General features: G+C 61.9%; 20 protein-coding genes. 16 read left to right on the top strand and 4 right to left on the bottom strand.

Annotated elements, in window-relative coordinates:
• The first annotated feature begins 130 nt into the window (after nucleotides 1-130).
• Together FXN63_RS15440 and pssA are read left to right on the top strand one after the other, a co-directional pair.
• Nucleotides 131-772: a phosphatidylserine decarboxylase gene (locus FXN63_RS15440; RefSeq protein WP_148816123.1), complete on the top strand. Its 642-nt coding sequence runs from the start codon at nucleotides 131-133 to the stop codon at nucleotides 770-772.
• Nucleotides 772-1,530 carry a CDP-diacylglycerol--serine O-phosphatidyltransferase gene (gene pssA / locus FXN63_RS15435; RefSeq protein WP_148816122.1) on the top strand — a complete coding sequence of 253 codons (759 nt, stop codon included), beginning with the start codon at nucleotides 772-774 and terminating at the stop codon, nucleotides 1,528-1,530. The genes FXN63_RS15440 and pssA overlap by 1 nt, the downstream gene beginning before the upstream one ends.
• A gap of 88 nt (nucleotides 1,531-1,618) precedes the next feature.
• On the opposite strand, the gene FXN63_RS15430 is transcribed toward pssA, so the two are convergent.
• Nucleotides 1,619-2,209, bottom strand: coding sequence for a nucleotidyltransferase family protein (locus FXN63_RS15430; RefSeq protein ID WP_187394910.1), 591 nt, complete (start codon nucleotides 2,207-2,209; stop codon nucleotides 1,619-1,621).
• A gap of 187 nt (nucleotides 2,210-2,396) precedes the next feature.
• Between FXN63_RS15430 and FXN63_RS15425 the strand changes: the two genes are divergently transcribed.
• Nucleotides 2,397-3,191 carry a hypothetical protein gene (locus FXN63_RS15425; RefSeq protein WP_148816121.1) on the top strand — a complete coding sequence of 265 codons (795 nt, stop codon included), beginning with the start codon at nucleotides 2,397-2,399 and terminating at the stop codon, nucleotides 3,189-3,191.
• A 45-nt stretch (nucleotides 3,192-3,236) separates the two neighbouring features.
• Here FXN63_RS15425 and FXN63_RS15420 read toward each other — a convergent pair whose 3' ends face one another.
• On the bottom strand, nucleotides 3,237-3,752 hold the full coding sequence (locus FXN63_RS15420; protein WP_148816120.1) for a hypothetical protein: 516 nt from the start codon (nucleotides 3,750-3,752) through the stop codon (nucleotides 3,237-3,239).
• 309 nt (nucleotides 3,753-4,061) lie between these two features.
• On the opposite strand from FXN63_RS15420, the gene FXN63_RS15415 reads away from it, so the two are divergent.
• The 11 genes from FXN63_RS15415 (at nucleotide 4,062) to FXN63_RS15365 (ending at nucleotide 17,159) form a co-directional block, all read left to right on the top strand.
• Nucleotides 4,062-5,744 carry a DUF2868 domain-containing protein gene (locus FXN63_RS15415; RefSeq protein WP_148816119.1) on the top strand — a complete coding sequence of 561 codons (1,683 nt, stop codon included), beginning with the start codon at nucleotides 4,062-4,064 and terminating at the stop codon, nucleotides 5,742-5,744.
• Nucleotides 5,741-7,147 (top strand): GTPase/DUF3482 domain-containing protein, encoded by a 1,407-nt coding sequence (locus FXN63_RS15410; protein WP_148816118.1) that lies wholly within the window; start codon nucleotides 5,741-5,743, stop codon nucleotides 7,145-7,147. The genes FXN63_RS15415 and FXN63_RS15410 overlap by 4 nt, the downstream gene beginning before the upstream one ends.
• Nucleotides 7,148-7,189: 42 nt before the next feature.
• The gene (locus FXN63_RS15405) at nucleotides 7,190-7,711 is read left to right on the top strand and encodes a YbaN family protein (RefSeq protein WP_246164834.1); all 522 of its coding nucleotides are present in this window, start codon (nucleotides 7,190-7,192) and stop codon (nucleotides 7,709-7,711) included.
• Between the two features lie 276 nt (nucleotides 7,712-7,987).
• Nucleotides 7,988-8,257, top strand: a complete 270-nt coding sequence (gene rpsO / locus FXN63_RS15400) for a 30S ribosomal protein S15 (RefSeq protein WP_148816117.1) — start codon at nucleotides 7,988-7,990, stop codon at nucleotides 8,255-8,257.
• Between the two features lie 304 nt (nucleotides 8,258-8,561).
• Nucleotides 8,562-10,703, top strand: a complete 2,142-nt coding sequence (gene pnp, locus FXN63_RS15395) for a polyribonucleotide nucleotidyltransferase (protein WP_148819389.1) — start codon at nucleotides 8,562-8,564, stop codon at nucleotides 10,701-10,703.
• Nucleotides 10,704-10,838: 135 nt separating this feature from the next.
• Nucleotides 10,839-11,726, top strand: coding sequence for a LysR family transcriptional regulator (locus FXN63_RS15390; protein ID WP_148816116.1), 888 nt, complete (start codon nucleotides 10,839-10,841; stop codon nucleotides 11,724-11,726).
• Between the two features lie 190 nt (nucleotides 11,727-11,916).
• Nucleotides 11,917-12,903 (top strand): Bug family tripartite tricarboxylate transporter substrate binding protein, encoded by a 987-nt coding sequence (locus FXN63_RS15385; RefSeq protein WP_148816115.1) that lies wholly within the window; start codon nucleotides 11,917-11,919, stop codon nucleotides 12,901-12,903.
• 112 nt (nucleotides 12,904-13,015) lie between these two features.
• Nucleotides 13,016-13,504: a tripartite tricarboxylate transporter TctB family protein gene (locus FXN63_RS15380; protein WP_148816114.1), complete on the top strand. Its 489-nt coding sequence runs from the start codon at nucleotides 13,016-13,018 to the stop codon at nucleotides 13,502-13,504.
• A 6-nt stretch (nucleotides 13,505-13,510) separates the two neighbouring features.
• On the top strand, nucleotides 13,511-15,013 hold the full coding sequence (locus FXN63_RS15375) for a tripartite tricarboxylate transporter permease (RefSeq protein WP_148816113.1): 1,503 nt from the start codon (nucleotides 13,511-13,513) through the stop codon (nucleotides 15,011-15,013).
• Nucleotides 15,014-15,343: 330 nt separating this feature from the next.
• Entirely contained in the window at nucleotides 15,344-16,318 is a 975-nt protein-coding gene (locus FXN63_RS15370; RefSeq protein ID WP_148816112.1) for a GGDEF domain-containing protein, read from the top strand.
• Between the two features lie 139 nt (nucleotides 16,319-16,457).
• Nucleotides 16,458-17,159, top strand: a complete 702-nt coding sequence (locus tag FXN63_RS15365; protein ID WP_148816111.1) for a hypothetical protein — start codon at nucleotides 16,458-16,460, stop codon at nucleotides 17,157-17,159.
• Nucleotides 17,160-17,320: 161 nt separating this feature from the next.
• On the opposite strand, the gene FXN63_RS15360 is transcribed toward FXN63_RS15365, so the two are convergent.
• Together FXN63_RS15360 and FXN63_RS15355 are read right to left on the bottom strand one after the other, a co-directional pair.
• Nucleotides 17,321-17,869 carry a GNAT family N-acetyltransferase gene (locus tag FXN63_RS15360; RefSeq protein WP_148816110.1) on the bottom strand — a complete coding sequence of 183 codons (549 nt, stop codon included), beginning with the start codon at nucleotides 17,867-17,869 and terminating at the stop codon, nucleotides 17,321-17,323.
• 264 nt (nucleotides 17,870-18,133) lie between these two features.
• On the bottom strand, nucleotides 18,134-19,582 hold the full coding sequence (locus FXN63_RS15355; RefSeq protein ID WP_148816109.1) for a catalase: 1,449 nt from the start codon (nucleotides 19,580-19,582) through the stop codon (nucleotides 18,134-18,136).
• A gap of 144 nt (nucleotides 19,583-19,726) precedes the next feature.
• On the opposite strand from FXN63_RS15355, the gene FXN63_RS15350 reads away from it, so the two are divergent.
• Together FXN63_RS15350 and FXN63_RS15345 are read left to right on the top strand one after the other, a co-directional pair.
• Complete coding sequence (locus tag FXN63_RS15350; RefSeq protein ID WP_148816108.1) at nucleotides 19,727-20,944, top strand: threonine ammonia-lyase; 1,218 nt, start codon at nucleotides 19,727-19,729, stop codon at nucleotides 20,942-20,944.
• A 71-nt stretch (nucleotides 20,945-21,015) separates the two neighbouring features.
• A complete protein-coding gene (locus tag FXN63_RS15345; protein ID WP_187394909.1) occupies nucleotides 21,016-23,487 on the top strand; it encodes an ABC transporter permease in 2,472 nt (823 codons plus the stop codon).
• The last annotated feature ends 53 nt before the right edge of the window (nucleotides 23,488-23,540 follow it).

Genomic DNA, 23,540 nt, shown 5'->3' with positions numbered 1-23,540 from the left:
GCACTGACCTAGGCACTGGCATAAGCATTGGCGGGGCAGGGCGGGCCGTGTCGACAGCACGCGCCCGCCCATCGCGCCAGCCCGCAATTTCGAGCAGGCGGGCAGCGCGCGCATCGGTTAATCTTCACCCATGCAGACACACTACCCACACCCCATCATTGCGCGAGAAGGCTGGCCCTATCTCAGCGCCGCCGCCGTCCTTTCGGTGCTCGTCTCGTTCTGGTCGTTCTCGTGGTCGATTCCCCTGTGGATCATCACGCTGTTCATCCTCCAGTTCTTCCGAGACCCGCCGCGTACGGCGCCGACCCAGGCCAACGCCGTGCTGTCGCCCGCCGACGGCCGTATTGTCTCGGTCGAAAAAGTGTTCGATCCCTACGCAAAACGTGAATCGCTGAAAATCAGTGTGTTCATGAATGTCTTCAACGTTCACTCGAACCGCGCGCCTGTCGACGGCACGGTAGAAAGCGTTGCCTACTTCCCCGGCAAGTTCGTCAACGCAGACCTGGACAAGGCCTCGCTGGACAACGAGCGCAACGCCATCGTCATCCGCCGTCCTGATGGCGTGGTGGTTACCTCGGTACAAGTGGCAGGCCTTATTGCCAGGCGCATTCTTTGCTATGTCAAAAACGGTGAAACCTTGAGCCGCGGCCAGCGCTACGGCTTCATCCGCTTTGGATCGCGGGTGGACGTATACCTGCCGCCAGAAGCGCGTCCCCGAGTCACCATCGGCGACAAGGTCAGCGCAACCACGACGATTCTTGCGGAGATCTGATGACAGAGATTGAACGGCGCCGGCGCGGCATTTACCTGCTTCCTAACGCCTTTACGACGGCAGCCCTGTTTGCGGGCTTCTACGCCATCGTGCAAGCCATGAACGGCCGCTTCGACGTAGCCGCCATGGCCATTTTTGCCGCCATGGTGCTGGACGGCATGGACGGCCGCGTGGCGCGTCTGACCAACACCCAGTCGGCCTTCGGCGAGCAATACGACTCGCTGTCCGACATGTGCTCGTTCGGCGTGGCACCCGCGCTGGTCATGTACGAATGGATTTTGAAAGACCTGGGCCGCTGGGGTTGGCTGGCTGCATTCATTTACGTGGCTGGCGCAGCACTTCGCCTGGCACGCTTCAACACCAACCTGACGGTGGTGGACAAGCGTTATTTCCAAGGCTTGCCCAGCCCGGCGTCTGCTGCCTTGGTGTCAGGCTTTGTCTGGCTGGCGGTGGACAACAAGCTCACGATCCAGGAACTCTGGTTGCCGTGGGTAGCGTTCGCCGTCACGGTCTACGCTGGTGTGTCGATGGTCAGCAATGCACCGTTCTTCAGCGGCAAGTCGTTTGCCCTGAGCCGCAGCGTGCCATTCTGGGGCATTTTGCTGGTGGTGCTGGCGTTCGTGTTCATCTCGGTTGATCCGCCGATTGCACTGTTCGGGCTGTTCGTGATCTACGGTTTGAGCGGCTATGCGCTGTGGTTCTGGAGATGGCAGAAGGCGCAACGGCTGAAGCGTCAGCGGCGTGGTCTGCCCGAATGAGCGTTTGACGTATTACTGCCTGCAGCAATACTTATGGAAAACGGCGATCTGACAAGGTCGCCGTTTTTTTTGCCTGTTTGTTGTGCGTTCATTCCATGCTGATCGACAGCCTGGGCCAGCGTTCCTGGAATCGCTTGTCATGCACACGCTGCCGGTAGGTGTCCAGACTTGCTCTGGTCGGGTTGTGCCGAACCCGAAGGTTGAACAGATCATCCAGTCCGTATGGGGCGACGATGCCGATTGAATCATCTTCGTTCACGTACACGCCAACGCAGGTTGCATATTCAGGCCATGTCGCAATGCCTTCTTTCAGACTGGAAAACGGCGCAACGGTCTGGCCAAGCGTGCTGGCGAACCACTCGTGGACGTGGGCCTGATTGGTGACTTCCCAGCGCATTGTCGGGATCGTTGCCCGCAAGCGGGCTTCAAGCTGCGCGTCTTGCGCAGGACACGCCCGCGCGTCGTAGTAGACGACATCGATGTCCTCGGGGGCCGAGGGGCATGCATGGCCGTGCAGCGTGTCCCAGACCAGCGATCGGACCGCACCTGCCCCGATACACCAATCATGCAGCGCAAGCGAGCGCGCCGCCCGCAATGCAGCCATCAGCGATGCCGAGGTAGATACGATGGCGCGCAGCCGCTGCGCGTTTTCGTGTGCGGGGGATGTCGCGATGCTCATGCTTCAAAACGCGCTTTTATCTTTCCAGTTGTTTTTTGTTTTTGCCGGGTCAATGCATGCGTTTATAAATCGAGCCTGTTCCGCGCCGGGCACGGCTGGCAGGCACGGCCTTTAAGCTATTGCCTTCAAACCACGGCCTTCAGTCAATGCGCGCGGGCTGGTGTGTTGACCTTCTGACTGGGTACGCATGATTTATAAAAGACTGATCATTTCATCGGCATTGGCGTTGGCCAGTTTCTCGGTTCAAGCCCAGAGCCTGAGTGATTATCTGGCAGACAGCCAGACCCTCGGCAAAAAGCTGGACATTGCCATGAAGCAGGGTGGCATGCCTCGGCTGAGCGACCCAGACGCCGGTCCGCTCATCAAACGTCTGTCCGATCACCGCCAGTTCCTTGATGGGCGCACTTTCACGCAGGCGCAGCTAGGCGATTTGATTTCGGTGTGTCATAGCGCGAACCAGATTTCTGTCGCCTATGCCTTGTTCGACCTGGACCGCCGCATCGATCGCAAGTCGCAACTTCCCGAAGTGGGCCATCAGGCAGCAGCCGTCATGATGCAGAACACCTACACGTTCCAGGAAGAGCTGGCGCTGATCCAGCCATTCCTGGTGCGCTGCATGTCAAAGCAACTGGCACCGCTTCTGGAAATGGTGGAAGCAATCAGTCCCGAGGCGCGTGCCAGAGACCCGCGAATGGCGAAGCTGCGCAATATGCTGGATGGCATTGCCAGCAACTACACCAGCCTGTTCGAGGTGATGCACGATGACCGCCTGTCACCCGCCTACAAAGAGGCCATGCTGGCGGCATTGTCGGACGTTGCGGACACGGTCCAGGCAGCCATGCCCGTGTCCGCGCGCCAGCAGGTCTTGACCGAGATGGACGCGCTGGACCCTGCAGCCAAGGCACCATTTGCCAAGCACTTCGATCGGATCGACGTGGCCATGCGCAAGACGGTCTGCGAGGGGCTTTGCGCCGTGCGCTGACTATCGCCTTTTGCACAAACGGTGGCCCCTTGCACAAACGGTGGCTTACGGCCGATCCCCGCTGCCATCCTTGGCATCGAACATCGGGTCCGGTCCCTTGTGATAGCGGATCATGTTTCCGCGATCGTCGAAGTACGCATACAGCATGTACGGGAAGACGTCCGATTCCTTATAGCGCCACGACCAGACTTCAGTGCTGGTTCGGAAGCCCACGGTGGATACTTCGGCGGGCGGGCCGAATTCGCCCAACAGGCGGTCCCTGGTCCAGGTGCCCTGAGACAGCCGGTCAAATTCCGGCGTGCTCAGGACCTGTGTGACGCTGCGAATGGTGCCGCTGGCGTCAGCATCGGCGCGCCAGGCGTATTGGCCCAGGGGCTGCGTGGTCCAGATCAGGCGCTTGCCGCCGCCTGGCAGCGGGCGTTCCACGACCGGCGCGCCGTATTTCGACGTGGCCTCGGTCACGCTGGTGCCTGTTTGCAATTGACCAGGGTATGCACAGGCACCCAGGGCCGCCACGAGCACAGCCGTGGCAGCAAGGCGTAGGGGTAGGGTAATGTTCACGGTGATGTCCTCCAATGGCTTGACTGTACCAAGCGGCGCGCCGATCAGGCGGGTGGTGGTTTACCCGCGCAGGTGAAAAACGTAAGCTTGGGCGCGTGCTGGTTGCCTTGCACTTCCTTTGCACCTGACCTGCGCCTTCCCCTCGTGCGTTGCCTTGCGCGCTGTCTTGTACATCCTTTTGCGTACCCCCCTTGCGTACCCGCAAACGCGCCGCATCTCTTTCACGTCTCCTGCCCATTGTCGCTTCCTTTGCCTTCCGCTTCTTCGCCTGCTTCGCCTTCAGATGTTCCCGCAGCGGCTTCGCCGTTGATGTCCCACTGGCTGGTCGAAGCCGTTCGCCTGCGCGAATCCTTGTGGGGGCCGCTTGCCGACGACGCGGAAATGCGCGCGCTGCGCGCCCGCGAACTGCCGCTGGACGCTGCATTGACCCAGCGTGCGGCTCAATTGGCTGCGCGGGAAGGGCTGGTCGAGGCCGTGCGCACCTGGCGTGGCGGGGCGAATCTGGCTGCCTTGTTGTTGGGCGTGGTGGCTGTGTTGCTGGGAGCGGGTACTGCGACTGCGGCCTTGGGTGATGCCAGCCGGCCCGTGAATCTGCTCTGGGCCGTCAGTGGCTTGCTGGGTTTGCATGTTCTAACACTTTTCTTATGGTTGGGCGGTCTGGCGTGGTCGCTGGCAACCGGGGCGGGCTCGGGCGGTGCCTTGGGCAAGCTTTGGTTGGTCTTGGCGCGGCGGGCTGCGCGCGGGCCTGCCGGGGCGCTTGCGCCGCAGTCTTTGGTGAATCTGATGGCGCGGGCGCGCTTGCTGCCTTGGTTGTTGGGTGGCGTCAGCCATGCGATCTGGCTGTTGGCCTTGGGGGCCGCGCTGGTGACCTTGTTGGCCATGCTTGCCACCCGCCGTTATGACTTCGTGTGGGAGACGACGATTCTCGACCCGGGCTATGTGGAACGGCTGGCCTTGTGGTTGGGGAGTCTGCCCGGAATGCTGGGCCTGCCTACGCCAGACGCTGCGCTGATCCGCGCCAGTGATGGTGTGGCGACGCAGCCTGCGGACGGTCGTGCGATATGGGCGGGTTGGTTGCTGGGCGTGGTGGCCGTCTATGGGGTGCTGCCACGTGCGTTGGCCTTGCTGATATGTGTCTGGAAGGTGCGCCGTGGGGTGAATACGCTGACGGTGGATATGTCGTTGCCGGGGCTGGATACCCTGGAAGCCCGGCTGCGGCCTGCTTCGCGTCGCACGGGGGTGATCGATCCTGCACCGGCTGGGGAGTGGGTGTCGACGCATGCGAGTCATGCCGCTCAGGCTTCGAGTCGTGCGCTGCCCGAATCAAATTTGTTCGATGGGAGTCAGTCGGGGGTGTGTCAGTCGGGTCTGAATCAGCCAGGTTTGACTCCGCCAGGTTCGAATCCGCAAACAAGCGGGGCGCACGATCATCCTGGGCTGCCGGCAGATACCGCAACACACGAAGCTGCCTCACGACACGTGCGTTCCAGTGGTCAGCAAGTCGCACCCGGTCAGGCGTGGCTGATCTCTGTCGAGCTGCCCGAAGATCTGCGAGCGACGCAGACGCAATCCCCCTCTGTGTATGACGCTGGTGTCATCGATAGCGGGCCACAGCGCGAGGCTGCCATCGAGCGTTTGCACGCGGCGCGCCCGGCGCGGCTGCTGGTAGTGTGTGACGCGCGCCAGACGCCTGACCGGGGCACCGTGGCGCTGGTTGCTGAGTTGATTGGGTTGGCTGCCGAGAGCCGCATTCTGTTGGCAGGTTCGGCCAAGGCATCGCCCAGTCGTCGTCAGGCTTGGGTGGACAGGCTGAGCATGAGTGAGCTTGGCGGTTCGATTGCTGGCAGCGAAGCTGATGTCTGGGATTGGCTTGCGACGGGTAGTGCAAAACCAGGCAATTCAATGCCAGGCAACCCACAACTGCCCAATCCACAGACTGCGCCCGCCACAACTGCCTCGCCCCAATCCCCCTCTGGGGAGACGCTGCCATGAGCGAAGCCCTGCGTATCGCCGTTGTGGGCCACACCAATACCGGCAAAACCTCATTGCTGCGCACCTTGGCGCGCGACCGGGATTTCGGTGAAGTAGCCGATCGGCCTGGTGTCACGCGCCATGTCGAAGGTGTGCACCTGATGGTCAAGGGTGAGCGGGTGCTGACCTTGTATGACACCCCTGGTGTAGAAGATGCCATTGCTCTGCTTGCCTACCTTGAGCGCCTGGATACCCGCCCGCTGGACGGCCTGGCGCAACGCCCCGACGGCCCGGCACGCATTGCGCGTTTCTTGGATACGCCCGAAGCCAAAGGCCGTTTCGAGCAGGAAGCCAAGGTTGTCCGCCAGCTGCTGGCCAGTGACGCGGCCTTGTACGTGGTCGATGCGCGCGACCCGGTATTGCCCAAGCATCGCGACGAGCTGCTGATTCTGGGTGCTTGCGCACGCCCCCTGTTGCCCGTGTTGAACTTCATCGCCCAGCCAGAAAGCCGCGCAAGTGAATGGCGCGAGACGCTTGCCCGTCTGGGCTTGCATGCGATTGTGGAATTCGACGCCGCCGTGCCTGCCGAAGATGGCGAGGCACGGCTGTACACGCGTCTGGCAACCTTGCTGGACGCGCGGGCCGAGGCGATCACCCGCAGCTTGATCGACGACCTGGCGCTGCAGAAGCAGAACCGCTTTCGGGCGGCTGCGCAGCGCATTGCCGACTTGCTGATCGATACGGCGGCCTTGCGTCGTCGGGTGCAAGGCGATGCCGCCGCCGTGGAAGCCGCGCTCAAAGACCTGCACGACGCGGTGCGCGCGCGTGAGCAGGCGGCGGTCGATGCCTTGTTGTCCTTATATGGGTTTGTCGCCAGTGACTATGACTCGGCGAACTTGCCCTTGACCGAAGGTCGATGGGAAACCGATCTGTTTCATCCGCAAGCCTTGAAAGACACGGGTGTACGGGTGGCGCGTGGCCTGGTGGCGGGTGCGGGCGTGGGCGCAGTGGTCGATGTGATGGCGGGTGGCCTGACCTTGGGCGTGGCGACCTTGGCGGGTGCTGCGGCGGGTGGGGCCTGGGAAGGGCTTGAGCGGGTAGGGCGTCAGGCATTCGACCGGGTGCGCGGATACCGGGAGTTGACCGTGGGCGACGAGGTATTGCAGGTGTTGGCCTTGCGTCAGTTGTCGTTGGCCCGTGCGCTGGCGCGTCGAGGCCACGCCTCGCAAACCCCACTGAAACTGGATGCCGATATCGAAAAGGTCTGGCGCAGCGGCAAGCTGCCCGAGGCCTTGCATGGCGCGCGGGCGCATCCCACGTGGTCCACCTTGAATGGCAAGGTGGACGCCAGCGCGCGCCGCCAACAGGCTTGTGATGCGATTGCTGCAAGCTTGCTGGGTGCCGAGCCGGTGGCGGCGTCGTGAAGGCTGCGATAATCGTGGCTTCTAGTTTCGGCAAATAGCGTCGTGTCGCAGCGTAAGGAAGATCTCGTCAACGTGCCTGCCGACAATTCTGCGGTGGTGGCTTCGTCTGCGCCGAACGTCGGGCAAGATGGTGCGCATCCATCAAAAACCCCGCCAGAAACCAATCTGCCGGACGCCAAGCCGGCGCACCCAGCCGTTCGCTGGCTGTGGCTGATTCTTGCCTATGTCAGCCTGGGGCTGGCGGTGATCGCTGTCTTTCTGCCGGGTATTCCCAGTACCGAATTCGTGTTGCTGGCGGCGTGGGCGGCCAGCAAGGGTTCGCCACGGCTGCGTGCCTGGTTGCTCAGGCATCGCCTGTTTGGCCCGATCATCCACAATTGGCACAACGGGCGCGTGGTAACCCGGCGTGCCAAGCTGGGTGCCAGCCTGAGCATGAGTGTGGCGCTTGGCATCATGCTGTGGACCTTGCCGGATCATCGCATTCTGGTTGCGGTGCTGGCAGTGGGCATGGCCTGCGGCGCTGCCTGGATGTGGTCGCGGCCAGAGCGGGTGCGGGATGCCTGATCGGCTGGGATGCGCAGGTGCCGGTCTGACAGGGCACTGCTTTGGCGTGTGATCGACGCGATGCATTCAGCCCGGTCAACACGGCCGATGCACGCAGGCCTATACGCCAGCTTGAAAATAGCGCTATACTCAAGGGCTTTTTTCGTTTTCCGCTTGTCCACTTGGCCCGGTTCTTGATGAGCTTTGCGAGTGAATTGAGTGGGGAAAATGAGGAAAGCAGCACATCAACCCACGTCGGGGCGCCTCGGCCCCGTCGCCAGTTTCGGAGAGGATTCCATGTCTGTAGCAAACATCGACAAGGCGAACATCGTTTCGCAATACCAACGCGCCCAAGGCGACACCGGTTCGCCGGAAGTCCAGGTCGCACTGCTGACCGCTCGCATCAACGAGCTGACCGGTCACTTCAAAGAACACGTCAAGGATCACCACTCGCGTCGCGGTCTGCTGCGCATGGTGAGCCGTCGCCGCAAGCTGCTGGACTACCTGAAGCGTCGCAACGCCGATGCGTACCGTGGTCTGATCGAGAAGCTCGGCCTGCGTAAGTAAGCTGGTCAAGAAAGGAAGTCCGTGGAGGTTTTGACAACTGGATTCGTCCAGATCGTCAGCGGCGCAGGGGATCAAACCCGTGCACCGGCTACGGGCTTCCGGCTGGCTTGCGCAACGAAAACCTTGCGCAAGCTGGTGCTGTTCAACCCCCCGCGGGATCGAGAGTGCCTGTGTCAGGATTGCCTGTCACAGGCATTTTTGTTTTCTAGCGTGTCCCAAATCGGCCAACGCATTGAATGCGCGGCCGGTTCACGGACTCCCGCCGGGTCCATGCAAGCAACCCTAAACAGGATGCCCACCCATGTTGTTCAATAAAGTCACGAAATCATTCCAGTACGGCCAGCACACCGTCACCCTCGAAACCGGCGAAATCGCTCGCCAGGCTTCGGGTGCTGTGGTGGTCTCTATCGAAGACACCGTGGTGCTCGCCACCGTGGTCGCACGCACCAGCGCCAAGCCCGGCCAGGACTTCTTCCCCCTGACCGTCGACTACATCGAAAAGACCTACGCAGCCGGCCGCATTCCGGGTGGTTTCTTCAAGCGTGAAGGCAAGCCTTCCGAAAAGGAAACCCTGACCTCGCGCCTGATCGACCGTCCGCTGCGTCCGCTGTTCCCGGAAGGCTTCTACAACGAAGTCCAGGTGGTGATCCACACCCTGTCCGTGAACCCGGAAATCGACCCCGACATCGCTGCGATGATCGGTGCATCGGCTGCGCTGGCCATCTCGGGCATTCCGTTCAACGGCCCGATCGGTGCCGCACGCGTGGGTTACATCGACGGCCAGTACGTCGTGAACCCGACCGCTTCGCAACTGAAGACCTCTGACCTGGACCTGATCGTTGCCGGTACCGAATCCGCCGTGCTGATGGTGGAATCGGAAGCCAAGCAGCTGTCGGAAGAAGTGATGCTGGGCGGTGTGGTGTTCGGTCACGAACAATCGCAAGCCGTCATCAATGCCATTCACGACCTGGTTGCCGAAGCCGGCAAGCCGGAATGGGAATGGACCGCTCCGGCCAAGAACGAGCCCCTGATCGCCAAGGTCAAGGAACTCGCGCAAGCTGGTCTGGAAGCCGCTTACCAAACCCGCGAAAAGCAAGCTCGCACCGTGCAACTGCGCGCCCTGACCACCACGGTCAAGGCTCAGCTGGCCGAGCAAGCTGCTGCCGCCGGTGAATCCACCCCGGACAACGTCCTGGTCGACAACATCCTGTTCGACATCGAAGCGCAAATCGTCCGTGGCCAGATCCTGGCTGGCGAGCCGCGTATTGACGGTCGCGACACCCGCACCGTTCGCCCGATCGAAATCCGTCTGGGCGTGCTGCCGCGCGCACACGGCTCGGCGCTGTTCACCCGTGGTGAAACGCAGGCCCTGGTGATCGCCACCCTGGGTACCAAGCAAGACGAGCAGATCATCGACGCCCTGATGGGCGAGTACCGTGACCGCTTCATGCTGCACTACAACATGCCTCCGTTCGCCACCGGCGAAACCGGTCGCATCGGCGTGCCGAAGCGTCGCGAAATCGGCCACGGCCGTTTGGCCAAGCGTTCGCTGGTGTCCTTGCTGCCGGAACCGGCAGACTTCCAGTACACCATTCGCCTGGTGTCGGAAATCACCGAATCGAACGGTTCCTCGTCAATGGCATCGGTCTGCGGCGGCTCGCTCGCCATGATGGACGCAGGCGTCCCCGTCAAGGATCACGTGGCCGGTGTGGCCATGGGCCTGATCAAGGACGGCGGCAAGTTCGCCGTGCTGACCGACATTCTGGGTGACGAAGATCACCTGGGCGACATGGACTTCAAGGTTGCCGGTACCGTCAATGGCGTGACCGCACTGCAGATGGACATCAAGATCCAGGGCATCACCAAGGACATCATGCAGGTCGCGCTGGCACAAGCCCGCGAAGGCCGCCTGACCATCCTGGAAAAGATGCGCGAAGCCCTGGGCTCGGCCCACGGTGAACTGTCGCAGTTCGCCCCGCGCATGCTGTCGATGAAGATCAACCCGGAAAAGATCCGTGACGTGATCGGCAAGGGTGGCGCAACCATCCGTGCACTGACGGAAGAAACCGGCACCCAGATCGACATCTCGGATGACGGCACCATCGTCATCTCCAGCGCCGATCTGGACCGTGCCCGCGAAGCACAACGTCGCATCGCCGACCTGACCGCTGACGTCGAAGTCGGCCAGGTCTACGAAGGCAGCGTGCTGCGTCTGCTGGACTTCGGTGCCATCGTGCAAGTGCTGCCGGGCCGTGACGGCTTGCTGCACATCTCGGAAATCGCCAACCACCGCATCGCGAACATCAACGATGTGCTGAAGGTCGGCCAGCAAGTCCGCGTCAAGGTCATCGAGGCTGACGACAAGGGCCGTCTGCGTCTGTCGATCAAGGCGATTGCACCGCTGGCTGCCCCGGAAGCGGCACCGGCTGCCCCGGCACAGGAATAATCCTTGCCACGCGGATGATGCCACCGGCATCGTCCGTCGCTTGAACCACGCGGCGCCCGCTTACCCGGGCGCCGCGTTGCGTTTGGGCGGGCGTATCGTCGTTCTGCAAGCAAGTCGTACCCCAGGAGTCTGTAGATGTTCGAAATCAGCCATCTTCGCTGTTTTGTTGCGGTTGCCGATGAATTGCACTTCGGTCGCGCCGCCACGCGTCTGAACATGACCCAGCCCCCGCTCAGTCGGCAGATTCAGCTGCTTGAGCACGCATTGGGTGCGCAGTTGCTGGATCGGGCCAATCGACGCGTCCGACTGACCCCGTTGGGGCGTACCTTTCTGCCGCAGGCGCAGCGCCTGCTGCAGTTTGCCGAAGGGGCGGTGGAGTCCATTCAGCGAGCCGCACGGGGCGATGCCGGTACGGTCACGATCGGGTTCACGGCGGCCTCCGGTTACGACTTCCTGCCGCACGTGATCCACAAGCTGCGCACCCGTCTGCCAGAGGTGTCGTTTGTGCTGAAGGAAGCGGTGACTGCCACGCAGCTGGAAGCACTGGCATCCGGTCGCCTGGACATTGCGCTGGTGCGTCCGCCGATCAGTCCGACGCGCTACCTGTCCCGGGTGGTGCTGCGTGAGCCGATGATTCTTGCGCTGCCCGCCGAGCACCGTTTGTCGGGTCATGAAGTCATTGACCTGACCGAAGTCGGTGACGAACCTGTTATCGGCTATTCATCAGAAGCCAGGTATTTTCACGACCTGGTGCATCGACTTTTTTCCAGTGCGGGCGCACTGCCGAACCTGGTTCAACAGGTCAGTCAGATCCACTCCGTACTGGCATTGGTCCGTACCGGCCTGGGGGTGGCCCTGGTGCCGGAAGCCGCGCGGCGACTGGGGTTTGAAGGGGTGGTGTACCGGAATCTGACGCCGCTGACGGGCAACGGGGCCGAACTTTTTGCCGCGTGGCGGCCGGGCGATGAGCAGCCCGTGGTGCGTCGCGTGCTGGATATCTTTTTGGAATCACCAGTGGGCTAGCCCGTATTTTCGCCAAATACCGCCCTGGTGGAAACCATTAAGGGTTGTGCCTAATGAAGCTTAAACGATTCAATTATTGAATCGACGCATGCCGTATTTGGTGCTGGCATACGCGCAAGCCGGCCTTAGAATCCGTCCAAGCCGCGCCCTAGAACGCGCGGTTCGCCAACTATTTCAAGGACGGAGATTCATGAACAAGCGCCTTCGCAAGCCAGCACTTACGACCCTCGCAATCGCAGCCGGCGTCGTGCTCGGCACGGTTTCCTTTGGTGCCGCTGCACAGAACTTCGAGCGCACCGTCCGCATCGTTGTGCCCTATGCACCGGGTGGCACCTCTGACACCGTAGCGCGTATCCTGGCTCAACCGCTGGGCGAAGCCCTGGGCCAGACCGTTGTCGTGGAAAACAAGCCGGGCGCTGCTGGCAACATCGGCGCAGACAGCGTCGCCAAGGCGGCCAAGGACGGTCATACCTACCTGCTGGCCGACGTCGGCTCGCTGGCCACCGCACCGGCACTGTTCCCCGACCTGTCGTACAAGCTGGCCGATCTGGCCCCCGTGTCGATGGTGATGTTCTCGCCCTACGTCCTGGCCGTGAACAAAGACCTGCCCGTGAAGAGCGTGGCTGAACTGATCGACTACGCCAAGGCCAACCCGGGCAAGCTCGCGGTCGCCAATTCGGGCGTGGGCGGTGTGAACCACATCGTTGCGGTGTCGATTGCCAAGCAACTGGGCATCGAGTGGAAGACGGTTCCGTATCGCGGCGGTTCGGCAGCAACGCAAGCCGTGGTGTCCGGCGAAAGCAAGGCCATCTTCAACGGTGCCACCGCAACCTTGCCCTTCGTGGTCAATGGTCAGATGCGCGGCCTGGCCGTCAGCGGCGACGAGCGCATTGCCAGCATCCCCGACGTGCCCACCTTCGCACAGTCGAAGCTGCCCAATGCAGACGTCGGTTCGTGGCAAGGCATTGTGACCACCGCAGGCTCGCCGCCGGCACTGGTCAACAAGTTCAACGCAGCCGTTACCGAAATCCTGAAGCGCCCGGAAGTCATCGATCGCATCAAGCAACAGGGTGGCAAGGTCATCGGCGGCAAGCCCGAAGAGCTGGGCACCTGGCTGACCACCAATGCCGCTTCGTGGGGCAAGGTCATCGCCGACGCCGGCATCAAGGCTCAATAAGCCAGGACGGGATGAATGATGGCCCGTGAACCACGGCCATCATTCTCTGCCGTGTTTCACGGCTTCCCGCGTCCACGTCAGATCAGACACCGTCAATAGAAGTCACAGTCAGATGAGTCACACCCCCAGTAGTTCCAACACGGCAACCGCCTCGCCCAGCATCTTGGGTAACTCCGATTTGCTGCTGGGCTTGTTCCTGTGTGCAGTGTCCGGCATTGCCCTGTATTCCATTCGCAATCTCGCCTTCGGCACCCTGACCGATATGGGCGCGGGTTTCATGCCAAGGGTGCTGGCCATCGGCTTGCTTGGTTTTGGCGTGTATTTCCTGGCGCTCGCCGCCTTCAAGCGTGCGGCGCAATCCATTGGACCGATCGAGTTGCGTCCGCTGCTTGGCGTGGCGCTGTCGGTAGGCGTGTTTGCGCTGACCGCTGGCCGCTTCGGTCTGGTGGTCGGTTCGATCCTCACCATTCTGGTGGCCGGTGCTGCCAGCAAAGAATCGCGCTGGCGCGAGTTGATTATTTTCAGTGTGGCCATGTCGATCGGCGCAGTCTTGCTGTTCGTCAAGGGCTTGGCGCTGCCTGTTCCCGTTTGGCCCTGGTGATTTTGCATGGAACTCTTTGATAACTTGCTGCTGGGGCTGAGTACCGCCCTCCAGTGGAACAATTTGCTGTATTGCCTGTTCGGCGTTCTGGTTGGAACGGCGATCGGCGTATTGCCCGGTATTGGCCCGATTCCGACGGTAGCGCTGTTGCTGCCGTTCACCTTCGGCATGGAACCGTCCAGCGCGTTCATCATGCTGGCTGGCATCTTCTACGGCGCGCAGTACGGTGGGTCGACGACTGCGATTCTGGTCAACGTGCCGGGGGAAACCTCGTCGGTGGTGACCTGCCTTGACGGTCACCAGATGGCGCAGAAGGGCCAGGCTGGCCTGGCGCTGGCAATCGCGGCGATCTCTTCGTTCTTCGCCGGTACGGTCGCGACGCTGGTCATCGCCATGATGGCCGCACCGCTGGCGACGCTGGCGCTGAAATTCACAGCGGTCGAGTACTTCAGTCTATTGGTGCTGGGCTTGATTGCCGCGGTGGTGCTGGCGCATGGATCGGTCGTCCGCGCGTTGGCCATGGTGGTGCTCGGTCTGCTGCTGGGCTCGGTGGGTATCGACGTGTCTTCCGGTATTTCGCGGATGACCTTCGGTCTGCCTGAACTGGGTGACGGTCTGGACTTCGTGCCGATCGCCATGGGCTTGTTCGGTCTGGGTGAAATCATTGCCAGCCTGGGACGTCCGCAAGGGCGTCCGGTGGTGGTGGCCTCGCGTATCCGTGACCTGATGCCGAGCTGGAAACAACTGCGCGAAGCCTTCCCCGCGATGGTGCGCGGTACGTCCATCGGTTCAATGCTGGGCGTGCTGCCGGGTGGCGGTGCCGCACTGCCGCCGTTCACGGCCTACGCGCTGGAAAAGAAGCTGGCGAAAGACCCCTCGCGTTTCGGCAAGGGTGCGATTGAAGGTGTTGCAGGTCCGGAAGCGGCGAACAATGCCGGTGCCCAGACCAGCTTCATCCCGCTGCTGACGCTTGGCATTCCGGCCAATGCACTGATGGCACTGATGGTCGGTGCGCTGATGATGCACGGCATTCAGCCCGGTCCGCAGATCATGACCGAGCAACCCGTGCTGGTCTGGGGCGTGATTGCCAGCATGTGGGTGGGTAACCTGATGCTGCTGGTGATCAACCTGCCGCTGATCGGTATCTGGGTGCGCATGCTGAAGATCCCGTACCGTCTGATGTTCCCGTCGATCGTGCTGTTCTGCTGCATCGGCACCTACGGCATCGCCAACAACATGTTCAACGTGTGGATGATGCTGGGCTTTGCGGTGGTGGGTTACTTCTTCATCAAGGTCGGCGTGGAAGCGGCTCCGCTGCTGCTCGGTCTGGTGCTGGGTCCTCAGCTGGAAGAGAACTTCCGTCGCGCCATGCTCTTGTCGGACGGCGATTTCACCGTGTTCGTGCGCTCGCCCATCAGCGCTGTCATTCTGGCTGTGGTCTTCGTGCTGCTGTTGGCAATGCTGTCGCCGGCAATCTTGCGCAAGCGGGAAGAAGCCTTCGTGGAATAAAGCTCGTGGAATAAACCGCGTGTAATAAGCGGCGGTCCACCCACCGCAGGCGCAAGTGATGCGGCCGGCACATCTCGACACAATCCTTGTCGAGTGTGTCGGCCGCAACTGCATTTGGCGCAGCCTTTACGCGATTGCGTGGTGGTATAAGGTCTTGGCTCGGTTTCTCGGCGTCTTTTATGGCGCACGCAGGACGGGTGCTTTCCATGAATATCGCCGCGAGCGAACATCGCTCGCGCTGCGCATCGGACGGACTACGGTTATGGAAGTGTCAAGGCGACGCCGTGTCGTCATCATGGGGCTGATCCCCAGTGTTTTGCTACCTTGTGGGTGTTCGAGCAGTCGAACGGCATTTTGTCGCCCTACGACGTCTATGCCTATCCGGTCATTCTGACCCTGCTGGTCACCAGCGTGTGCATGCTGCTGATCCGAAACCGTCCGAAGCTGCATCGCGCTGCTGAATACCTGGCCTTCGGTGGCTTGGCGATCTACATCGTGATCGGCCTGCAGTACTTCATCCTCCGGCCCGACGCCAACAGCATCTACGCAGTCGCCAACACCTTGCAGTGGATGCCGATTCTGTACATCGCGGGCTTTGCGTTTTTCCCCAAGTGGCAGGCCATCATCGGTTGCGCGGCCGTGTTCCTGCTGTCTTCGGTCACGCCACTGGGCGTGCTGTTGTTCGGGCGGGACCCAGGCTGGGATCTGCATGTGGGGGCGCTGCTGGTCAATGGATATGCGTCGCACCTGTTGGTGTTGCTGTGTATGTCGATGATGGTGGCGCTGCGCACCCAGATCAGCAAGGTGTCCGAGCATGCCAGGTTGATGGAAAACGCCGCTTATACCGACGATCTGACAGGTACCGCCAACCGTCGCGGCATGGAGCGTGTGCTGCAGGAACGTGGCAACCAATTGATGCGCCCGGTTGCCTTGCTGCTGTTCGACATCGACCATTTCAAGCTCGTCAACGATCGGTTCGGTCACCGGATTGGCGACGAAGTGCTGGCGTCGATTGCCCAACTGATCAAAAGCCAGTTGCGTCCCGGTGACACGATTTACCGCTGGGGTGGTGAGGAGTTTCTGGTGGTCGCCAGCGGTACCGGCTTCGAGGCTGCCCGCAGCCTGGCGGAACGCGTGAGACACATCGTCAGCGCATCGGTGCACCCGGTGGCAGGCACGGCCACGGTCAGCGTGGGTGTCAGCACCTGCTCGGGGGGCGAATCACTGGAAGTGGCTTTGCAGCTGGCCGATGAGGCGCTGTACTTGGCCAAGGAGCAGGGACGCAACCGCGTGTCCACACGCTGAACCCGCGACCCGGGCAACCGGGGCGCATCACGCGGACGAATACATGAGATCTGGTTTTTTGCTTTGCTGTAAGGGTGGTACGGGGGCCAAAGACAGCCCCAGCGGCTTGGGCGGTCTGCCTCGCAGGGCGCTTGCGCTGATGTCGCTCGCCGCAGTCTGTGTGACGATCGGCGGCTGCGCGGGGCTGCCCGCCATGTCGACGCCAACTCCACGCGACCGGCCCTTTACCCCAGACCAGGTGGCGCAGAGCGACACCAACCGCCTGGCGACATTGGCCATGCAGGCCAACTTGGACAGCCTGTATGTGCTGCTGGACAAGTTCTATCGGCGCAATCCGCGCGAGTGGCGAAAAAGCGGTGCCACCAGCCACGAAGCCGCCATCGAACGGGTACGCACCGCCATCCAGAACAGCCAACCGCTGCCAGAGCTTGGCAACCGGCGCGACATTCAGATTCTGGCATTGGCACTGGACGAGTCTTATACGGGCGACCGCGTGGCGGCGGTGATATACGGCCTGGCCAACATGCTGATCACCGCGCATGGCGGCAAGACCGAGTTCTTCCTGCTGGACAGCATGAACGCGACCCACGTGTCGAACGCCGCCCGCAACATCGAGATTGCTGTGTGGATGCTGACCCGCCGCCACGACCGGGAGGGCAAGCCCTGGCTGATCTCGAACGAGATATCGGAGCAGGGCTACAACGTGAGCTTCGAGCGCGAATTCGGCAAGATGGTGGGTCGGCTCGACCTATTGGTGGACATGCTGAACGAACGCTATCAGCGGGCTGGCATCAACTACGCCCACAGCTTGCTGTTCCTGCAATTCCTGCCGGTGAGGTGACCGGCCCGTGTGCGCGCTGGCAGATGCGGCGACGTTTTTTGCAGGAACGCGCTTGAGGGTATGCGTTTAAGGACACGCGCTTGAGGACACGCGCTTGAACGCTGGCACGTCAGATCGTCATGCCAGCCCCTGCACCAGCTCCGCATCTGCGAGAGTTGCCGTCAGCCGTCAACCGGCGCGGTGGGTGTTGCGAGTGTCAGTTGATAGAACGCCGCGTCCAGCCACTTGCCGAACTTGAAGCCCACTTCCTTGATCGTGCCGGTGTGCACGAACCCCAGGCGCTCGTGCAGCGTGATGCTGCCGACGTTGCTGGCATCAATGCAGCCGACCAGCACATGCACCTGGGCTTCCTGGGCGCGTTGAATGAGTGCCTGCATCAAATGCTTGGCCAGGCCTTGCCCGCGGTGCTGGTGGTGCACATAGACGCTGTGTTCCACCGTGTACTTGTAGGCCGGAAATGCCCGGAACGTGCCCCAGCTTGCAAAGCCCAGCAGCACACCTGCTTCGTCAACCACACCAATGACCGGAAAGCCGTTTGCCCGCTTGGTGGCGAACCAGGTTTTCATCGCCTCGGGCGGGCGCGGCACGTAGTCGTACAAGGCCGTCGAGTTGACGATGGCGTCGTTCAGAATGTCGAGGATGGCGGCAGCGTGGTCGGCTTCGGTGCAGTCGATCAGACGCAGCGAGCCAGTGGCTTCAGGTGGGGTCATTCGGCGGTTATGTAGAGGTGGAAAGCAGGAAGGAAACGAAGGGATGGGTGTCCACTATTATGGAAATAATATTCTGAGTAGTGGATAAAAGCACTGGGCTTGTCATGATCCCATCAAGCGCAGAAAAAAACAGGGCGCACCCATTGGATGCGCCCTGTTTGCGTAGGCCAGCAAGGTAGGCCGGCAAGCTACGCTAGCAAGATCAGGCCATCAAGTTCAAGCCGTCAGCAGTCATGCGACTCGCACCTTCCAGCGCCCATCCTGTTACGCCGCAACCGACGTCTTCAAGCCCAGACCTTCCGCAATCCGATCCCCATAACGCGGGTCGGCGCGGCGGAAGTGTTCGATCTGGCGCAGCTGAATGTCTTGCGGCACCGATCCCATTGCACCCACCAGGTTGTTGATCAACAGCGTCTGCTGATCGTCGCTCATCAGGCGGAACAGGTCGCCTGCCTGGGTGTAGTCGTCGTTGCCGGCACGGTGATCGAAGCGGTCAGCGTATCCGTCCACGGCCAGCGGCGTCTCGGCAAAGCGTGGATCTTGCTTGGGGGCTTGCGCATAGCGATTCGGCTCGTAGTTCGGCTCGCCGCCGAAGTTGCCATCGAAGCGCATCGAGCCATCACGCTGATAGGTATTCACCGGCACATGTGCACGGTTCACCGGCAGTGCCTGGTAGTTGGTGCCCACGCGGTACAGGTGCGCGTCGTGATAGGCGAACAGGCGTGCCTGCAGCATCTTGTCGGGGCTGAAACCCAGGCCCGGAATAATGGCCGAGGGCGAAAACGCGGCTTGTTCGACTTCCGCGAAATAGTTTTGCGGGTTGCGATTCAAGGTCATGGTGCCCACATCGATCAGCGGGAAGTCGCCATGCGGCCAGACCTTGGTCAGATCGAAGGGGTTGAACGGTGTCTGCGTGGCTTGCGCCTCGGTCATGACCTGAATGCAGACGCGCCAGCGGGGGAAATCACCGTTTTCAATCGCGTTGAACAGGTCGCGCTGGGCATAATCCGGGTCGGTGCCTGCGATGCGCGCAGCGTCTGCCGGGGCCAGGTTGCGAATGCCTTGCAAGGTCAGGAAGTGCCACTTCACCCACACGCGCTCGCCCGAGGCGTTGATCAGGCTGTAAGTGTGGCTGCCGAAGCCGTGCATGTGGCGATAGCCATCGGGCAGGCCGCGATCCGAGAAGAGGGTGGTGACCTGATGCAGCGATTCCGGCGATTGCGACCAGAAGTCGAACATCATCGTCGGGCTTTTCAGGTTGGTCTTCGGGTCACGCTTTTGCGTGTGGATGAAGTCGGGGAACTTGATCCCGTCGCGCAGGAAGAAAACGGGCGTATTGTTGCCGACCAAGTCCCAGTTGCCTTGTTCCGTGTAGAACTTCAGTGCGAAGCCGCGCGGGTCGCGATCGGTATCAGCGGAACCCTTTTCGCCACCGACGGTGGAGAAGCGCGCAAACATCTCGGTTTTCTTGCCGATTTGCGCAAACGGCGACGCACAGGTGTATTGGGTGATGTCGTGGGTGACTTCAAGCACGCCATAGGCACCCGAGCCTTTTGCATGCACCACGCGTTCAGGAATGCGTTCGCGGTTGAAATGCTGCAACTTCTCAAGCAAATGGAAGTCTTCCAACAAGACCGGTCCACGGGCGCCGGCCGTGCGGGAGTTCTGGTTGTCGGCGACGGGAGCGCCAGTAGCAGTGGTAAGAATGGTCATGGGTCGCCTTCTGTAGAGCGGATCGGGAAACTCAAGCTTAGAGGTGGCTTGGCGGTCCGTACAATGAATTAAAAAATCAAAAGAGATAGTCCTCGGCCTAATCGCCGCCATAGTTTTTGTTGATCACGCCGCCCGGAGCCCAGATTGATAAGCATCGACGATATCCGCGCCGCGCAAGCCCGCCTTGCCGGTCATGTCGCACACACCCCGTTCCTGCATTCGCGCACCTTGTCCGAGATGCTGGGCGCAGAGATCTGGTTGAAGTTCGAGAACCTGCAGTTCACCGCCTCGTTCAAAGAGCGCGGTGCACTCAATCGCCTCTCGCTGCTCGATGATGACCAGCGCCGTCGCGGTGTGCTGGCTGTGTCTGCAGGCAACCATGCTCAGGGCGTGGCCTACCACGCGCAGCGTTTGGGCATTCCGGCCGTGATCGTCATGCCGCGCTTCACGCCCACTGTGAAAGTGGCCAACACCCGCCGCTTTGGTGCCGATGTGGTGCTGGAAGGCGAGACGTTCGACGACGCAAAGGCACACGGCCTGGCGCTTGCCGAGGAACGCGGCTTGATGGTCGTCCACCCCTACGACGACGAAGCGGTTATTGCAGGGCAGGGCACCATCGGCCTGGAACTGCTGGCCGATCAGCCCGATCTCGACACCCTGGTGATCGCGATCGGGGGCGGCGGCATGATTTCCGGCATTGCCACGGCTGCCAAGGCGCTCAAGCCGGGGATTGAAGTGATCGGCGTGCAGGCCGAACGTTTCCCGGCCATGTACGAAACGCGTTACGGCGGGTCGCATCAAAGCGGCCGCAGCACCATCGCCGACGGCATCGCTGTGCGTTCACCAGGCGTATTGACGCAGGCGATCGTGGCGGCGCGGGTCGATGACATGGTGCTGGTCAGCGAACGTGACATCGAGCACGCCATCGTCATGCTGCTGGAAATCGAGAAGACCGTGGTCGAAGGCGCGGGCGCTGCGGGCCTGGCGGCTTTGTTGCATGCGCGTGCCGAAGGCAACACACGGTTCGAGGGCAAGCGCATTGGCCTGGTGCTGTGTGGCGGCAATATCGATCCCCTGATGCTGTCTGGCATCATCGAACGCGGCATGGTCCGTGCGGGTCGTCTGGCGCGCATCCGTATCGAGCTGCGTGACCTGCCGGGCGCGCTCAGCCAGGTCACCACCTTGATCGCCAACGCACAGGCAAACATTACCGAAGTGCATCACCAGCGTGCGTTCACCACGCTGGCAGTGCAGAACGTCGAAGTCGACGTGGTGTTGCAGACGCGCGGCCACGAGCACATTGCCGACGTCATCGCCCGACTTAACGAGGCGGGTTTCCCCGCCACCAACCACGATCACTGAGTAGCCACTGAATGAGTCGAAGCAAGCCTAGCGGTTTTACCTGGCAATTGGCCTTGGTCCAGGCGTGGCGCATGACGCTGCGCGATTGGCGTGCGGGCGAACTGCGCCTGTTGTCGGCCGCGCTGATTATTGCGGTCGCATCGGTCACCAGTGTCGGTTTCCTCTCTGATCGGATTCGCAACGCGCTGGAACGCGATGCCGGTCAGTTGCTGGGTGCCGATCTGGTGGTGCAGTCCGATGCACCCACGCCCAAGGAATGGCGCGACGAAGCAGGTAAACGCGGCTTGCAGGTGGCGGAAGTCTTGCAGTTCCCGTCAATGGCGACGACGGGGCAGGGGGACGATCAGCGCGCGCAGCTGAGCGCCATGAAGGCGGTGGAACCGGGTTATCCGTTGCGAGGCAACTTGCGGGTGGCCACCGGCAGCGGTGCGCCTGACGAGATCGCCAAGGATGTGCCCGCGTCGGGCAAGGTCTGGGTCGATGCGCAGTTGCTGGGCTTGCTCGAAGTCGGCATGGGAGATTCCATCCGCCTGGGCGACCGCAGTTTCACCATCGACAAGCTGATCGTGATCGAGCCTGATCGCGGCATGAACTTCATCAACGTCGCACCGCGCGTGATGATCCGGGCGGACGACTTGGCGTCCACCGGCCTGGTGACGGCGGGTAGTCGCATTGGTTATCGCCTGCTGCTTGCCGGGCCGGCAGAGGCGGTATCCGACTTCTCCAACTGGCTGACGCCGCGCCTGACACGTGGTCAGCGTATTGAGTCGCTGGAATCCGGGCGGCCGGAAATGCGCCAGACGATCGACCGCGCCGACCGTTTCCTGTCACTGGTGGCTTTGCTGGCTGCATTGATTGCCGCCGTGGCAGTGGCCTTGTCGGCACGCCGCTTCACCCTGCGCCACCTGGACAGCGTGGCGATCATGCGTTGCCTGGGCAGCACCCAAGGCAGCCTGTCGTGGCTGTTTGCCATCGAATTCTTCTACCTTGCCCTGGGCGCGGCTGCGGTGGGCAGCGTGCTGGGCTTTGTCGGCCACGAAGCCTTGCTGCTTGCGCTGGGCAACCTGATCACGACCGAGTTGCCGCGTGCCACCGCCACGCCCGCCATTCAGGGCTTCCTGTCCGGGGTGTGGCTGCTGCTGGGCTTTGCCTTGCCGCCGCTGGCGCAACTGCGCCGGGTGCCGCCGATCCGAGTGTTGCGACGTGACGTGGGCACGCCCCAGGCACGTACTGCCATTGGTTACGCCATTGGCGCACTGGGTTTTGCGCTGCTGCTGATGTGGTTTGCGCGGGATATTCGCCTGGGTCTGCTGACCGTCGGCGGCTTCCTGGTCGGCTTCGCGGTATTTGCTGGCGTGGCCTTCGGCGGCGTGAAGCTGCTGGAACCGCTGCGTCGCTGGTCGCGCGGCCCGGTGGTCTTGCGCTTTGCGCTGGCTGGTGTGATTCGTCGTCGCAGCGCCACCATCACCCAGGTCTGCGCCTTGTCGATCGGTTTGATGGCCATTCTGCTGCTGTCTATCACCCGTACCGACCTGGTCGATGGCTGGCGCAACATGGTGTCGGTCGATGCGCCGAACCGTTTTGTGATCAACATCCAGCCCGATCAACTGCCTGAAGTGCGCAAGCGCCTGCAAGCTGCGGGCGTCAGCGACGGTGGCCTGGCACCGATGGTGCGCGGGCGACTGACGCAGATCAACGGCAAACCGGTGCAGGTCGATGCCTACAGCGACGAGCGTGCCAAGCGTCTGGTCGACCGCGAGTTCAACCTGTCCTACATGACCGATCTGCCCGAATACAACCAGGTTGTGGCCGGCAAGTGGTTCGCGCCGGACTCGCGTGAAGTCTCGTTTGAAAGCGGCATTGCAGAAACGCTGGGCCTGAAGCTGGGCGACAAGTTGCAGTTCGACGTGGGCGGCAATGTGGTGGACGTAACGGTAACCAGCCTGCGCAAGCTGGACTGGGACTCGATGCGGGTCAACTTCTTTGCGATCACATCACCCGCTGCGCTGGCTGACATGCCGCAAAGCTGGATTACCGCCTTCCACCTGCCGGATAACCGCATTGCCCTGACCAACGAGCTGGTGCGCGACTTCCCCAACCTGACCATCTTCGATACGGGTGCGATCTTGCGCCAGGTGGAATCGGTGCTGAACCAGGTCACCGCCGCTGTGCAGTTCCTGTTTATCTTCACGCTGGCGGCCGGGGTGCTGGTCTTGTACGCCGCCTTGGCATCCACGCGCGACGAGCGGGTGCACGAAGCGGGCTTGTTGCGCGCATTGGGGGCCACGCGTCGCCAGTTGTCGATGGCGCAGTGGCTGGAGTTGTCTGCCATCGGGGCGTTGGCGGGGATTCTTGCGTCGTTCGGCGCCACAGCCACGGCCTGGCTGCTGGCGCGCTTTGCCTTCAACTTCACCTTGTCTCTGAACCTGTGGGTGTGGGTGGCGGGCCTGGCGCTGGGCATGATCTGCGCGCTGGTGGGTGGTTGGATGGGATTGCGTGGTGTCTTGCGCCAATCGCCGTTGGCAACCCTGCGCGAGGCTTAGAATGTCGGCATTCTGGAACTGCTACAGGCGCGTTATTGCGCCTGATCCATCGA

The sequence above is a fragment of the Pigmentiphaga aceris genome, assembly GCF_008119665.1.
GTDB classification, from domain to species: Bacteria; Pseudomonadota; Gammaproteobacteria; order Burkholderiales; family Burkholderiaceae_B; genus Pigmentiphaga; species Pigmentiphaga aceris.
The sequence above is the reverse complement of the archived record's forward strand: the minus strand, read 5'-3'. Positions and strand labels throughout refer to the sequence as shown.

Coding starts and splice junctions, on each gene's coding strand:
- FXN63_RS15440 (WP_148816123.1), top strand. CDS start 131: ATGCAGACACACTACCCACACCCCATCATTGCGCGAGAAGGCTGGCCC.
- pssA (WP_148816122.1), top strand. CDS start 772: ATGACAGAGATTGAACGGCGCCGGCGCGGCATTTACCTGCTTCCTAAC.
- FXN63_RS15430 (WP_187394910.1), bottom strand. CDS start 2,209: ATGAGCATCGCGACATCCCCCGCACACGAAAACGCGCAGCGGCTGCGC.
- FXN63_RS15425 (WP_148816121.1), top strand. CDS start 2,397: ATGATTTATAAAAGACTGATCATTTCATCGGCATTGGCGTTGGCCAGT.
- FXN63_RS15415 (WP_148816119.1), top strand. CDS start 4,062: ATGTCCCACTGGCTGGTCGAAGCCGTTCGCCTGCGCGAATCCTTGTGG.
- FXN63_RS15410 (WP_148816118.1), top strand. CDS start 5,741: ATGAGCGAAGCCCTGCGTATCGCCGTTGTGGGCCACACCAATACCGGC.
- rpsO (WP_148816117.1), top strand. CDS start 7,988: ATGTCTGTAGCAAACATCGACAAGGCGAACATCGTTTCGCAATACCAA.
- FXN63_RS15390 (WP_148816116.1), top strand. CDS start 10,839: ATGTTCGAAATCAGCCATCTTCGCTGTTTTGTTGCGGTTGCCGATGAA.
- FXN63_RS15385 (WP_148816115.1), top strand. CDS start 11,917: ATGAACAAGCGCCTTCGCAAGCCAGCACTTACGACCCTCGCAATCGCA.
- FXN63_RS15380 (WP_148816114.1), top strand. CDS start 13,016: ATGAGTCACACCCCCAGTAGTTCCAACACGGCAACCGCCTCGCCCAGC.
- FXN63_RS15375 (WP_148816113.1), top strand. CDS start 13,511: ATGGAACTCTTTGATAACTTGCTGCTGGGGCTGAGTACCGCCCTCCAG.
- FXN63_RS15365 (WP_148816111.1), top strand. CDS start 16,458: ATGTCGCTCGCCGCAGTCTGTGTGACGATCGGCGGCTGCGCGGGGCTG.
- FXN63_RS15360 (WP_148816110.1), bottom strand. CDS start 17,869: ATGACCCCACCTGAAGCCACTGGCTCGCTGCGTCTGATCGACTGCACC.
- FXN63_RS15355 (WP_148816109.1), bottom strand. CDS start 19,582: ATGACCATTCTTACCACTGCTACTGGCGCTCCCGTCGCCGACAACCAG.
- FXN63_RS15345 (WP_187394909.1), top strand. CDS start 21,016: ATGACGCTGCGCGATTGGCGTGCGGGCGAACTGCGCCTGTTGTCGGCC.